This is a genomic window from Polynucleobacter sp. AP-RePozz3-80-G7, from assembly GCF_018882145.1.
In the GTDB taxonomy this organism is placed as follows: Bacteria; Pseudomonadota; Gammaproteobacteria; order Burkholderiales; family Burkholderiaceae; genus Polynucleobacter.
Map to the genome: position 1 here is coordinate 931099 of NZ_JACVPC010000001.1, position 13280 is coordinate 944378.

At 46.8% G+C, this 13280-nt stretch carries 10 protein-coding genes and 1 pseudogene; all 11 read left to right on the forward strand.

Going from position 1 to position 13280, the window contains the following annotated elements; genetic code table 11:
* The first annotated feature begins 9 nt into the window (after positions 1–9).
* The 11 genes and pseudogenes from ICE90_RS05065 to rlmD all read left to right on the forward strand — a co-directional run bounded on the left by ICE90_RS05065 (position 10) and on the right by rlmD (position 13193).
* Positions 10–333 carry a YbaB/EbfC family nucleoid-associated protein gene (locus ICE90_RS05065; protein WP_072582156.1) on the forward strand — a complete coding sequence of 108 codons (324 nt, stop codon included), beginning with the start codon at positions 10–12 and terminating at the stop codon, positions 331–333.
* Positions 334–352: 19 nt separating this feature from the next.
* Entirely contained in the window at positions 353–967 is a 615-nt protein-coding gene (gene recR, locus ICE90_RS05070) for a recombination mediator RecR (RefSeq protein WP_215321826.1), read from the forward strand.
* A gap of 247 nt (positions 968–1214) precedes the next feature.
* Complete coding sequence (locus ICE90_RS05075) at positions 1215–2618, forward strand: carbohydrate porin (protein ID WP_215321827.1); 1404 nt, start codon at positions 1215–1217, stop codon at positions 2616–2618.
* A 186-nt stretch (positions 2619–2804) separates the two neighbouring features.
* Positions 2805–4340: a TolC family protein gene (locus tag ICE90_RS05080; protein ID WP_215321828.1), complete on the forward strand. Its 1536-nt coding sequence runs from the start codon at positions 2805–2807 to the stop codon at positions 4338–4340.
* A 9-nt stretch (positions 4341–4349) separates the two neighbouring features.
* Positions 4350–5609, forward strand: a complete 1260-nt coding sequence (locus tag ICE90_RS05085; RefSeq protein ID WP_216191231.1) for an efflux RND transporter periplasmic adaptor subunit — start codon at positions 4350–4352, stop codon at positions 5607–5609.
* Entirely contained in the window at positions 5610–8687 is a 3078-nt protein-coding gene (locus ICE90_RS05090) for an efflux RND transporter permease subunit (protein ID WP_216191232.1), read from the forward strand.
* Positions 8688–8689: 2 nt separating this feature from the next.
* Complete coding sequence (surE, locus tag ICE90_RS05095) at positions 8690–9475, forward strand: 5'/3'-nucleotidase SurE (protein WP_215321831.1); 786 nt, start codon at positions 8690–8692, stop codon at positions 9473–9475.
* A 29-nt stretch (positions 9476–9504) separates the two neighbouring features.
* Positions 9505–10128: pseudogene (locus tag ICE90_RS05100) on the forward strand (protein-L-isoaspartate(D-aspartate) O-methyltransferase); the annotation flags it as partial.
* 37 nt (positions 10129–10165) lie between these two features.
* Positions 10166–10927 carry a peptidoglycan DD-metalloendopeptidase family protein gene (locus tag ICE90_RS05105; protein WP_215321833.1) on the forward strand — a complete coding sequence of 254 codons (762 nt, stop codon included), beginning with the start codon at positions 10166–10168 and terminating at the stop codon, positions 10925–10927.
* Between the two features lie 24 nt (positions 10928–10951).
* A complete protein-coding gene (locus ICE90_RS05110; RefSeq protein WP_216191233.1) occupies positions 10952–11773 on the forward strand; it encodes a 3'-5' exonuclease in 822 nt (273 codons plus the stop codon).
* Complete coding sequence (gene rlmD, locus ICE90_RS05115; RefSeq protein ID WP_216191234.1) at positions 11766–13193, forward strand: 23S rRNA (uracil(1939)-C(5))-methyltransferase RlmD; 1428 nt, start codon at positions 11766–11768, stop codon at positions 13191–13193. Before ICE90_RS05110 ends, rlmD begins: the two co-directional genes overlap by 8 nt.
* Positions 13194–13280: the final 87 nt, after the last annotated feature.

Below are 13280 nucleotides of genomic sequence, written 5' to 3' on the forward strand. Positions count from 1 at the left end.
AATAAAGCGATGATGAAAGGTGGACTTGCTGGCCTCATGAAACAGGCTCAGCAGATGCAGGAGAAGATGAAAACTGCGCAAGCCGAATTGGCTGCGTTGGAAGTGACTGGCCAAGCGGCTGGTGGTCTGGTTAAAGTAACCATTTCTGGCAAATACGAACTCAAACGCGTGCAGATTGATCCGGGTGCAATGGACGATCGTGAGATGTTGGAAGACCTCATCGTGACCGCCTACACAGAAGCATTCAAACAGGTGGAAGCGGCAAGTGCCCAGATGATGTCTGGCGCCACTGCTGGTATGCCTATGCCTCCCGGCTTTAAGTTGCCATTCTAAATAAGAACCTGAATATTTAATGGCACGCATAGAAGCTCCTCAAGATGCACTCGGTCGATTGATTGAGGCATTACGCGTTCTGCCTGGGGTAGGCCCCAAGTCAGCGCAGCGCATGGCGTTCTATTTGTTACAACATGACCGTAATGGTGCAGCAGTCCTTGCTCAGTCATTGGGTGAAGCAGTAGAAACTGTTGGACACTGCGCGCGTTGCAATACGTTTTCAGAGACCCAGGTTTGTAGTACTTGTTCCGATGGTCGCCGTGATCCTTCATTGCTGTGCATTGTGGAAACGCCTGCAGACCAGGTGATGGTGGAGCAGACACTCAGTTTCAAAGGTAATTACTTTGTATTGATGGGTCGTCTCTCACCACTCGATGGCATGGGTCCAAACGAAATTGGCTTTGATCGATTGCTCAATCGCATTGAGATTCCCGATACCGGTGTACCGATTCGTGAAGTGGTCTTGGCTACGAATTTCACGAGTGAAGGTGAGGCCACTGCGCATTACATTGGTGAAGTACTCAAGTCGAAAGGTATCAAGGTCACTCGCATCGCGCGAGGTATCCCAGTGGGTGGTGAGCTCGAGTATGTGGATGCTGGCACCTTGGCTCGCGCCTTAATGGATCGCCGCTAATTCTTCTTCGTTCCGGGTGGTGAGTTGTTTTCGGGGCACACCCAAAGACTAATTCGAGCCCAATCCATCAGTGATTGATCCTCGATCTGTCATCTCTAGGACATAAAGACTAGGTAAATTGCCTCTTTTTGGGGATAATTTGGGCTGCACCACCCTTGGGCTTCAATCCCAGGCCGTGAGAGCACAGATTTTTCCTTCAATCTGTTGCCATAACCACTAGGTTTAGCAACCTCATCAGAAATCGTGAATGACCCGCAAGCTTTTGCTCATTCTCTTGTTAAGTTTTGTCACTGCTTCTGTGTATGCACAGCGGGCAGGGTCAGGTGCCGACCAAGTTGCGAGTTTTGCAGAAGCTATTGAGGGCTTGCCAACCGAGGGCGAGGTCCTTGGTTTGCCGGTAAACGTGCATGGTCAAACAACCTATATCAACCAGCGTTATAACAACTTCACATCCTCTTATTCAGGACAAAATAGTTTATCTGACTTAAAGTCGATGAGTTATACCTGGTCTGGCACTTTATTTTTTGGTGCACGCTTAGCTCCTAATACCGACATCTACTTCAACCCCGAAGTTGTTTCTGGCGTACCGTTTTCAGGCTTGGTAGGTCTCGCCGGTTTTACCAACGGTGAAGCAACCAAAGCGACTGGGGCTCAAGCAAAGTTTTATTCTGCCCGTGCTTTTTTGCGTCAGACTTTTAATCAGGAGGGCGATAAGATTGTTCTGGAAAACGAAGCCAATCAAATTACCCAAACAGTAAGCAGTAATCGCGTTGTAGTCACCGCCGGTCAGTTTTCTACATTAGATATTTTTGACGACAGTCGTTACGCTAAGGATCCTCGCGTGCAGTTTATGAACTGGGGCAATATGACCTATCTAGCCTATGACTATGCAGCCGATGCGCGTGGCTACAGTACTGGCTTGGCGGGCGAGTGGTACCTGGGTAATTGGGTGATGCGTGCTGGACGTATGCTTGCTCCAAAGACTCCGAATGGTAGAGATCTCAATTGGCAAATCTTTAATACTTACGGCGATCAAGTTGAGGTTGAGCGCCAACATCAAATTGCCGACTTGCCTGGTAAGGTGAGTGTGCTTGCTTATCGCAATAAAATGATCTTGGCGCGTTTTTCTGATGCGACTAATTACGTAATTGCCAACAATGCGCAAGGTACACAAGCCATTAATAATGTGCGCACCAACTATCAATACAAAACGGGTATTGGCATTAATGGTGAGCAAGCATTAACCAAAGATCTCGGGATCTATGGCCGCGCATTTACATCGGATGGGCATACCGAAACCATGTCCTTCACCGAAGCGGATAATTCTTTATCGGTAGGTATGGGACTGAATGGCGAAAGTTGGAGTCGTCCAAAAGATACCGTTGGTATTTCAATGATGCAAAACGGCTTATCAAGCTATCGGAAGAATTACTTACAGTCTGGCGGAGTGTCCTACTTTATTGGTGACTATGCCGGTCCAGGACAGACAATTTCTTATCGTCCAGAGCGTATTGGTGAGGTGTATTACAACGCGACTGTGATTAAAAATGTTCTGGCAGGTTTGAACTTCCAGCACATCAATAATCCGGCCTATAACGCGGCCCGTGGACCTGTAAATATCCTCTCTTTTAGGATCCACGCCGAGTTTTAGGAGTTTTAATGACTTTAGCCATAATTATTATGTTTAGAATCAATAAGATAGCAATTTTCAATAATTCGACTTTTGGCTTTTGTCCCCTATAATCCTTAAAACCCTCGGAAACGGCGTTGGACTAGTTCTAAATCCGCATCTGGGGCTATAAAAACAGCATTTTTATTGATTTAGAGGCAGCCGCTTTTGTTGATTCTCGGCAAACACAAAACTAGCGTAGCTACACCGCTCAAAAGAGTGACTCCATTTGCAATGGCAGCCTTTGTTCTTTGCGCCTCTACTTTTTCTATTTCAGCGTTTTCTCAGTCATCTGCAGATAGCGCTCCAGCAAGTGTGACCATTCAGTCTAACGATACTTCATTAGCAGCGCCACCATCCATTGGTGCGCAACTTGGCGCTAGCTCTAAGGCGGCCGAAATGTTTGCTCCAGTCACAAAAGCAAATACTCCAAAAATTTATACCAAGCCTATTGCATCTGGACCAACGGAGATGGATTTGCGCCAGCTTTGGAATGAGCTCAAGGCGAATAATCCGCAATTATCTTCATTGCGTGAGTCTTACTTATCTGCTAAGGCGACTGTTCCACAAATTAATGCGCCAGCCAATCCGCAAGTAGGATTGGTGTGGTCAGGTATGCCGGTGAATTCTCCGCTTGCTTTAGGTGGGGCAAATGCACCTTCTCCCAACAACCCTGGCGGCGGCGGTATCAGTAGTAACAATGCTATTTCGATTGCGCAACCTTTTCAGTTTCCAGGCAAAAAAAGCTTAGCAGCGAATATTGCCGATACAAATGCAGAGGCTTTATTGGCTCAGTCAGAAGCGACCTATTTGCAGTTAGGTGCGCAGCTTTCCAGTCTTTACTACGGCGCACTCGCCTCACAAAAGCAACTACAGGTTCTTAAAGAGTCCGTCATCCGACTGGAGATGATTAAGAATGTAGCTAAGGCCCGTTATGCGAATAATGCTGCAGCTTATGTTGAGTATCTGAATGCGCAAGTGGCACAAAGCGCTGCTGAAGCCGATCAATTTAATGTTGACCGTCAACTTCAAGTTGCTATTAATAGTATTAATACCTTAGTGGGTCGCCACTCCCGTGAGAAGCTTGTACTCCGCGGTGATGTGCGTCGTGCTATGAATGGTGTACCTACATTAATTGAGCTTGAAGACTATGCTGAAAGCAGTCATCCTGCTTTAAAGAGTTCCGCGCTGCAATTGGATGCTGCACGTAAGGGTGTGGATCTTGCTAAGAAAGCTTATTTGCCAGACTTCCAAGTGATTGGTTCATCTTACACACCGCGTGGTCCATTTTCCGCAAACAATGGCGCACTGTTCTACCAGTTAGAGTTGGATCTCATCATTCCTTTGTATTTCTTTACCAAGGAAAAGTACGGGGTAGAGCAGGCGCAGCGCAATCAAGCAGCTGCTGAGGCGGGCAATATCTCTAATCGTCAGCAAATCGTGCTTGCTGTGAACACTGCTTATGCTGCTTATGAGCAGGCCAAGAATCAAACCCAGTTTTTAAAAGATCGCCAAGTACCACAAGCAGATGCTGCTTACAAGGTGGGATTAATTCAGTATTCCAATAACGGTCAAGGCTTTAATGATTTATTGACGGCACAGACGCAGTTGCGTAATTTAGAGGTGCAACTGGCTTTGGCGGAAGCAAATTTGATGCAATCCCAGGCAGTCTTGCTGGTTTCTGCTGGCAAAGAACCTTTTTAAGGAGTTGTTTTGAAGGACAAGTTAACCCATATCCTCAAGCGAGCTTCTGAAGAGATTCAGAAGCTAAGGGATAAATTTACTGCTCGCATTGCCGCTAATACGAATCAGATTCATCGCTCATATTGGGCGTTACCCCCAGAGACACGTGCCCGTCTCCGCTTAGTCATTATTTGTGTTTCTATTTTGATGCTGGGTATTGTGATTGGTTTGTTTGTTAACGTGAACCGTCCAGTCAAACTTGAGAAAACAGCCAAGACTTTATCGATTGAAAACAGTGGTGCAATGGAGTTAAAGCTCCCAGGCGTAGATCTCAATCCCAATATTTATATTTTCCAAGATGCCGTAAAAACTCAAGTGCCTGTTGAGTTAAGTGTTCCGGGCCGCCTAGCATTTAATGCTGAAAAATCTAAGGTACTCTCTGCTAGAGCCCCTGGAAGGGTAGAGCGTATCTATGCTTTTGATGGCGCGCCAGTTGAAGTCGGCTCTCCAGTGGTTGAGCTCTATAGTCCTGAGTTTCTCTCTGCGCAACAAGAGTATTTACTGTCCTCTAAGACCGCTAAAGTGCTTGAGGCGAACAAGACAATGAGTGATCTGTTGGGCGATGCTCAAATTACGCAACAGGCTGCTGCAAACCGGATGCGTAATCTAGGGGCGAGTGATGGAGATATTAAGACTTTAGATAAAAGTGGAAAAACCCAATATAACTTAGTGATGCGCTCTCCTTTACAGGGCGTGGTGGTAAAGCGCTCAATAGAGCCAGGATCGATCGTAAATGCTGGCGATGTTTTGGTGACCTTGGCAAATCCTAAAGAGTTGTGGTTCTTAGGTAATGTGTACGAGCAGGATATTCGGAAGATTCAAAAAGGGCAGGCCATGGTGCTGCGTTCCGAGTCCTATCCTGATAAAGAATTTATTGCAACGGCCAATTACATTGCGCCAGTGATTGATCCAGAGACACATGCTTTGCTCATCCGTTGTGATGTTGAAAATACCGATGGTTTATTGCGCCCCGATATGTATGTCAGCGCAAAGCTTAAGACGGGCGAGGCAGAGGCTGTTGTCGTCCCTCAGTCAGCCATTGTGCGGGTACGTGAGATGCGTTATGTCATCATCAAAACATCTAAAGACACCTTCCGCCGTTTCTCAGTTAAAGGCTACGACCTTGATGGCAAGCGTTTCGCGGTAACCGAGGGGCTGGAGCCTGGAATGTTGGTCTTAACTGATGGCGCGGTTCTATTGAACGACCGTTTTGCCAAGCAGGAGGAATAATTGAGTTTTGTAACCTCCTTCATTCGGGGAGTTTTAGATAAGCGCGTCATTATTTTATTTGCCGCTGCTGTGCTGTTGGTGCTTGGCACATTTAGCTTAAAACAATTACCGATTCAGCCATACCCAGGAGTTGCGCCGCTGACGATTCAGGCGATTTCCCAATGGCCAGGGAGAAGTACAACTGAGGTTGAACAGCAAGTCACTATTCCAGTTGAGAATGCCTTAGCTGGTATTCCGGGGGTAAAAGCGTTTCGCTCAGTATCTCTGTTTGGTTTGTCCGTTGTTACGTTGAAGTTCAATGACAATGCCGACCCCTTTAAAGTTCGCCAAATCTTCATCACCAATTTAGGCAATGTGGCGTTTCCGCCAGGGGTAAATTCCAGTGTTAGTCCAGATTCAGATGCGACCGGTGAAATCTTGCGTTACCAGGTGACTTCTGATTACGCGTCACCTACACGTCTTAAGACCTTACAAAATTACGAGATCTATAAAGAGCTCAAGCAAACTCCAGGGGTAGCTGACGTTTCTTCCTTTGGTGGCAAAGTTCGCCAATATCAAGTCATTGTTAGCCCAGAAAGTCTTCAGTCCAAGGGCGTGACTGTGCCTCAGGTGATCGATGCACTAACGAAAGCGAATGACAACACTGGTGGTGGCATATTGCCAAGTGGCGAGCAACAGTTTGTCGTGCGCGGTGTGGGCCTACTGAAGAATATTGCTGATATTAAACAAGTAGTTGTTGCAGTCAATAAGGGAGTACCAGTTCGAATTGGCGATATTGCAACTGTTCTTATTGGTAATGCACCCCGCTTGGGCCTGTTTCAGTTCGATAGCAATCCAGACTCTGTTGAAGGGATCGTCTATCTACGTCGCGGTGAAAATGCCTCAGAAGTCTTGGCTCGCGTGCGTGAAAAAATTGATAACGTCAATAATCACATCTTGCCACCCGGTATTCAGGTGAGACCTTTTTATGACCGACAGGTGTTGCTGGACATCACTGTAGGCACTGTGAAGCACACCATGTTCTTTGGCATCACCATGGTTCTGGTATTGCTCTATGTATTTTTAGGTAATTTCCGCGCTGCGGCAGTCGTAGCCGCTGTGATTCCGTTAGCGCTATGTTTCTCTTTCATCATGATGTATATATTCAATGTGCCAGCGAATTTGATCTCGCTAGGAGCAATTGACTTCGGTGTGATTGTGGATGCGGCTGTGATCATTACGGAAAACGTGATGCGCCATATGGAAGAGGGTGGTAAGCGGGTCAATCAAAGCATTATTTTGGCCACTAGCGAAGTCCAGCGTGCCATGATTTATTCCACCAGCATCATCATTGTGGCTTATTCACCGTTGTTTTTAATGGGCGGTGTTGAAGGTATTATCTTTAAGCCAATGGCCTTCACTATGGGCTTTGCTTTGGTGGCCTCGATTATTCTGAGTTTGACCTTCTTGCCGGCATCGATGTCTTATGTTTTTGGTGAAAATTTCCATCATGCGCCGCCTAAATTCATTACTTGGATGCTCGAGCGTTATCGCCCTTTGCTCCGAAAGTGGATGGATCATCCTCGTCATGTCATTGCTGTATCTATTTTTATCTTAGGCGTAACTTTATTAAGCGCGACTCGATTGGGAACGGCGTTCTTACCAACGCTCGAAGAAAACAATATTTGGTTGCGCGTGACCTTACCTAATACGGTTGATCTTGATTACTCTATTAAGGTTGCCAATCAACTGCGTGAGACTTTCTTAAAGCAGCCAGAATTAGAAAAAGTTGCCGTTCAAATTGGTCGCCCTGATGATGGTACGGATTCTACTGGGGTATTTAACCAAGAGTACGGCTTGTATTTAAAGTCTCCTGAGTCGATGCCAAAAGGCACAAGCAAGCATGTTCTATTACAACATCTGCAGGCTGAGCTCGATAAGATCCCGGGTATTAATTACAGCTTCTCTCAGTACATCCAAGATAACGTGAATGAGGCCTTATCTGGAGTTAAGGGAGAAAACTCAGTCAAAATTTTTGGCTCCGATCTAGAGGTGCTTGCACAAAAAGCGCATGAAGTAGTGACGCAACTCAAAAAAGTACGCGGTATTGAGGATGAAAATACCCTCAAAGAATTGGGTCAACCTACTTTGAATATTCAGATCGATCGCGATAAGGCTGCGCGTTACGGCGTGAATGTCAGTGATATTCAAACAGTGGTTGCAAATTCGATTGGCGGTGCGCCAGTTTCAAACTTCCTAGAGGATGAAAAAACCTTTGGAATTGCCGTTCGTTTAAATGAAGCAAGCCGCAATGACATTCCCGATGTCACGAACTTATTGATTGATACACCCAATGGGCAAAAGGTTCCCTTGGGTATGGTGGCTAATGTTCGATTAACCGATGGCCCATTCTTTATCTATCGTGAAGCAGGTAAGCGCTACATCGCTGTGATCTTTAGTGTACGTGGTCGAGACTTGGGTAGTGCTGTAGAGGATGCCAAGTATTTAGTTGAAAAGAACGTAGCTTTACCAACGAATTACACTATTGCTTGGGACGGTCAATTTAATCAAATGAAGGCTGCACAACAAAAGCTCATGGTCATCATTCCATTGACGCTCGTTGCCATTTTCTTATTGCTTGTAACTGCCTTGGGTAATTTCCGCGATGCAGTGATTGTTTTGATCAACGTTCCATTCGCTGCTATTGGTGGCATCATTGCTTTGCATCTTGGTGGCGAGACCTTGAGTATTTCTGCTTTGTTTGGATTCTTATCGCTCTTTGGTATTGCAATCCAAGATGGTGTGATTTTGATCTCTTATATTAATAAAACCGTAGCTGAAGAGTCTGGCGCCATGAAAGATGCGATGGTAGATGGTGCTGCATTGCGTGTTCGCCCTGTGCTAATGACAGCAATGTTGGCTGGTTTAGGTCTTCTACCTGCAGCTTTGTCCCATTCGATCGGTTCCGAGGCGCAACGTCCGTTGGCTCTTGTGATTGTGGGCGGCATGGTAACCACTACGATTTTAACTTTACTAGTTTTGCCAGTGATCTACGCAGCAATGAGAGCGCGTGGCACACGTAAACAGGGGCTTGTTTAATCATGTCAAAACAACCGCATATCTTGGTTTCAAATGATGATGGCTATTTGGCTCCTGGCTTATTAGCCTTAGTCAATGCGGTACGTCCATTAGGGCGAATTACTGTGATTGCTCCAGAACAAAATCACAGCGGGGCTTCAAACTCCTTGACGCTCTCTAGACCACTCTCGATTCATCGAGTAGCTGGCGGTGAGCGTGACGGTTTTTTCTTTATCAACGGTACGCCAACAGATTGTGTGCACGTTGCCATGACTGGATTTTTGGATGAGAAACCTGACCTAGTGATCTCTGGCATTAATCAAGGCGAGAACATGGGTGAAGATACGCTTTACTCTGGCACAGTTGCTGCTGCAGTTGAGGGCGTGATGTTTGGTGTACCAGGCATCGCTTTCTCACAAATTGATCGTGGGTGGAATCGTATTGAAGATGCCGCTAAAGCAGCGCATGATGTAGTAGCCCAAATGCTGGTTTCTGCCTTGGCTCGTACTGAGGGTGCGGCAACACTACTGAACGTCAACATCCCTAATCGTCCTTATGCTGATTTATATCGCTGGCGTGTAACCCGTCTCGGTAATCGTCATCACTCACAACCAGTAGTCGTGCAAGACAGTCCACGTGGCGAGAAGATCTACTGGATTGGCGCCGCAGGCGATGTCAAAGAGGGCTCTGAAGGTACTGACTTTCATGCAATTGCTGAAGGATGTATCTCGATTACGCCAATGCAACTTGATTTAACGCACCATGCTCGTTTAGCGGCAATGCGCGCAAATGGCTGGGACCGCGGTTGAAGGCTCCGACCGAACGCTTTGCTGCTTATCGGCAGGCTCTAGCAGCGAAAGTACATGCTGGGGGAGTAAAGCACGGCAAAACATTAGAGGCAATTGCCACTGTCCCACGTCATGCTTTTATGGATGCTGGATTACATGCGCAAGCCTACGAAGATACTGCGCTACCAATTGGGCATGAGCAGACCATCTCTAAACCATCAGTAGTTGCACGCATGATTGAGTTACTTCACAAGCCTAAACATAAACTTGGCAAAGTATTGGAGATTGGTACCGGTTGCGGTTACCAAGCGGCGGTACTGAGTTTATTGGCAGACGAGGTTTATTCCATAGAGCGTATTCGTCCGCTACATGACATGGCAAGAGCTAAGTTGCGCCCATTTCGCATTAACAACCTTCGTTTAATATATGGCGACGGTATTTTAGGTTTGCCTCAGGCTGCTCCATTTGATGGGATTATTTTGGCTGCAGCTGGCTTGGGTATTCCGGATGCCTTGCTAGATCAGTTATCGATAGGTGGACGCTTGGTAGCCCCAGTCGTCAAGAATGACAAAGAGCAGCAGCTGGTAATGGTTGAAAGAATGAGTTCCCAGCGCTATCAAAGAACTGTACTGGACGGGGTCTTTTTTGTACCCTTACAATCAGGGGTAGTATGAGATTTATGATGAATTCACCAATTCAGAACCCAATTTAATGTCATCCACTTTATTGAAGCTTTTCCTCGCCGCGCTCATGTCCTCATCTTTGATGTTGATGGTTGGATGTTCTACACCTCGCACTAAGCCTGCTAGCGTGACTGATCGTAGCGGTGGCTCAACTGAGCCTGCGCCCCCTGGTTACTATCGCGTTAAAAAAGGTGACACCTTGGCGCGCATTGCTTTGGACCATGGTCAGGCACCGCGTGATGTGGTGCAGTGGAACAAGACAGCCAATCCTAGCTTTAATCCCAACGTGATTGAGGTCGGTGACTTGATCATGGTTAAAGCACCAGCAGGAACTAAGCCCGCAAAAGTGGCTGAGAAAAAACCTGCAGCGGATAAAGCAGATTCAGTAGCCTCCACTCCTGAGTCAGCGAAAAACGAGGTAGTTGCTGAGCCAGGTATTCGTTTATCTTGGCCTGCAAAAGGTAAGGTTACTGGTGAGTTCAGTGAGACCAATAAAGGGATTGATATTGCCGGCAAGGTCGGCGAGCCAGTTCTTGCCGCCTCTGATGGCAAAGTAGTCTACGCAGGTAATAGTTTGCGTGGCTATGGCAACCTTGTGATTGTTAAGCACGATAATACCTATCTCACTGCTTATGCCCACAACAGTAAGCTCTTGGTAAAAGAGGGTGATGCTGTTCGTAAGGGTCAGAAGATTGCTGAGATGGGCGATACAGACACTACTGCAGCAAAGCTGCATTTCGAGTTACGCGTTAACGGCAAACCTGTTAATCCAACGCCGTACTTGCAGTAATGTTGTTCGTCTAAGGTAGGCGTCATGGCGACCGTTCTTGTCTTTGATATTGAAACCATTCCAGATGTCTCTGGATTACGTCGTCTGGAGAATTTTCCAGACTCCATGAGTGATGCCGAGGTTGCTAGCAAAGTGATGGCTGAGCGCGCAGAAAAGACCGGTAGTGAATTTCTACCCTTGTTTCTGCAAAAGATTGTTGCCATCTCTTGTGTGATTCGCAGAACTACTAAAGAGGGCTTGCCACAAATTAAAGTGGGCACTCTAGGCACTCCGCAGGATGATGAGAAGGTCCTAATACAAGCCTTCTTTGATCTCATCGAAAAATACACCCCTCAACTCGTTTCTTGGAATGGCAGCGGCTTTGATTTACCCGTGTTGCACTATCGCGCATTAGCGAATCATGTGCAAGCTCCCCGCTACTGGGAGATGGGTGAGAGCCAGGATTCTGATAGCCGAGAATTTAAGTGGAATAACTACATCAGTCGTTATCACATGCGTCATCTTGACATGATGGATCTGTTGGCTAAATTCAATGGTCGTGCGAATGCCCCTTTAGATGGGTTGGCAAAGCTATGTGGTTTCCCGGGCAAGATGGGTATGGACGGCAGCCAAGTATGGCCCGCGTATCAAGATGGCAAGATTAATGACATCCGCCGTTACTGCGAGACCGACGTGGTCAATACCTATCTCATGTACTGCCGCTTTCAATTGCTGCGTGGCGGCTTTTCTCACGCTGAATATCAAGAAGAAATTGAATTCGTAAAGGCTTATTTAGAAAAAGAATCTAAAGAGCCTAACGGTGGTCAGTGGCAAGAATATCTCCAAGGTTTTTCTGCGAATGCGTAGAGGGGATAAGCCGGTCAATATTGAGGTGACTGAGCCAATTAAAGTCGAAGCACTGGATTTGGATGCCCAGGGGATTGCGCGCCTAGCCCCCAATGAGGAGGAGGTCGCCCAAGGTCAAAGCGGTAAGGTGATCTTTATTAAGGGTGCGCTGCCAACCGAGTTGGTCACTTACACTATCACCAGTGATAAAGCGCGCTTTAGTAAGGCTAAAGTACGCGACATTCTGAAACCCGCCGTATTTAGGGTGGAACCTAAGTGCAAAGCCTTTGGTGTGTGTGGTGGCTGCACCATGCAGCATCTAGATATACGAGCGCAAGTGGCTATCAAGCAGCGTGTACTTGAGGATGACTTGCAACATATTGCCAAGGTAAGGCCTGAAGAAATTCTGCGCCCGATGGGTGGCCCTACTTGGGAATATCGTCACCGCGCACGTTTAAGTGCTGTCAATCGCTCCATTAAAAAAGGTACCGTACTGATTGGTTTTCATGAGGGTAAGAGCGGCTATGTAGCTGACATGCTGGCTTGTGAAATTTTGCCCAAGCATGTATCGGATTTATTGCCAGAAATGCGTAAGCTAGTGATGGGTTTATCAATCGTTGACCGCATGCCGCAGATTGAGATTGCGGTTGGCGAGCCGGAAGATGCCTTATCGGATGATCCTAAGAAATCAAAACCAGTCACTGCTTTAGTGTTTCGGAATCTCAAGTCTTTAACTGCAGATGACGAGCAACTTCTGCGAGCTTTTGCGGATCAGCATCAGGTTTGGATATGGCTCCAGCCCAAGGGCATTGAGACTGTTGCACCGTTTTACCCTGAGACCGGCAAGCTTTGTTATCGGCTGCCTGAGTTTGCAATTGAGATGCCCTTTAAGCCTGCAGATTTCACACAGGTCAACCATATGATGAATCGTGCCTTAGTTAGTAGGGCGATTCGCTTATTGGAAGTGAAAGAAACAGATCGAGTATTGGATCTCTTTTGCGGTATTGGAAACTTCACATTACCCCTTGCCAGAAAAGCAAAACAGGTTTTAGGGATCGAGGGTTTGGAGAGTTTGACGACTCGAGCTAAAGCCAATGCAGAGCATAACGGGCTCGTTGATAAAGCCAGCTTTATGCAAAGCGACTTATTTCAAGTCACAACAGAAACGATTGCATCATGGGGTAAAGCAGAGCGCTGGTTAATGGATCCGCCGCGCGAGGGCGCAATGGAGATTTGCAAGGCGCTTGCAGAATTGCATATTGCACAAAGTGAATTGTTGCCACAACGCATCGTGTACGTGTCCTGCAATCCCAAAACATTGGCGAGGGATGTGGAGATCTTGTGCCATCAGGCAGGCTACACATTAAGTAGTGCGGGCATTATTAATATGTTCCCCCACACCTCCCACGTGGAGTCTATGGCCGTATTTGATCGTCTATAGCCCCTCAAACCGCAGATTTAGTTCTATTTTCCGTAAGTATTGCCCATATTTAGTGCATTTAGCCTGATGCTGGTGCGGCGCCCTCAA

What these genes read in the sequence shown, in the direction of transcription:
- ICE90_RS05105 (WP_215321833.1), top strand. Translation starts at nt 10,166, where the DNA reads ATGTCATCCACTTTATTGAAGCTTTTCCTCGCCGCGCTCATGTCCTCA.
- surE (WP_215321831.1), top strand. Translation starts at nt 8,690, where the DNA reads ATGTCAAAACAACCGCATATCTTGGTTTCAAATGATGATGGCTATTTG.
- recR (WP_215321826.1), top strand. Translation starts at nt 353, where the DNA reads ATGGCACGCATAGAAGCTCCTCAAGATGCACTCGGTCGATTGATTGAG.
- ICE90_RS05110 (WP_216191233.1), top strand. Translation starts at nt 10,952, where the DNA reads ATGGCGACCGTTCTTGTCTTTGATATTGAAACCATTCCAGATGTCTCT.
- ICE90_RS05075 (WP_215321827.1), top strand. Translation starts at nt 1,215, where the DNA reads ATGACCCGCAAGCTTTTGCTCATTCTCTTGTTAAGTTTTGTCACTGCT.
- ICE90_RS05065 (WP_072582156.1), top strand. Translation starts at nt 10, where the DNA reads ATGATGAAAGGTGGACTTGCTGGCCTCATGAAACAGGCTCAGCAGATG.
- rlmD (WP_216191234.1), top strand. Translation starts at nt 11,766, where the DNA reads ATGCGTAGAGGGGATAAGCCGGTCAATATTGAGGTGACTGAGCCAATT.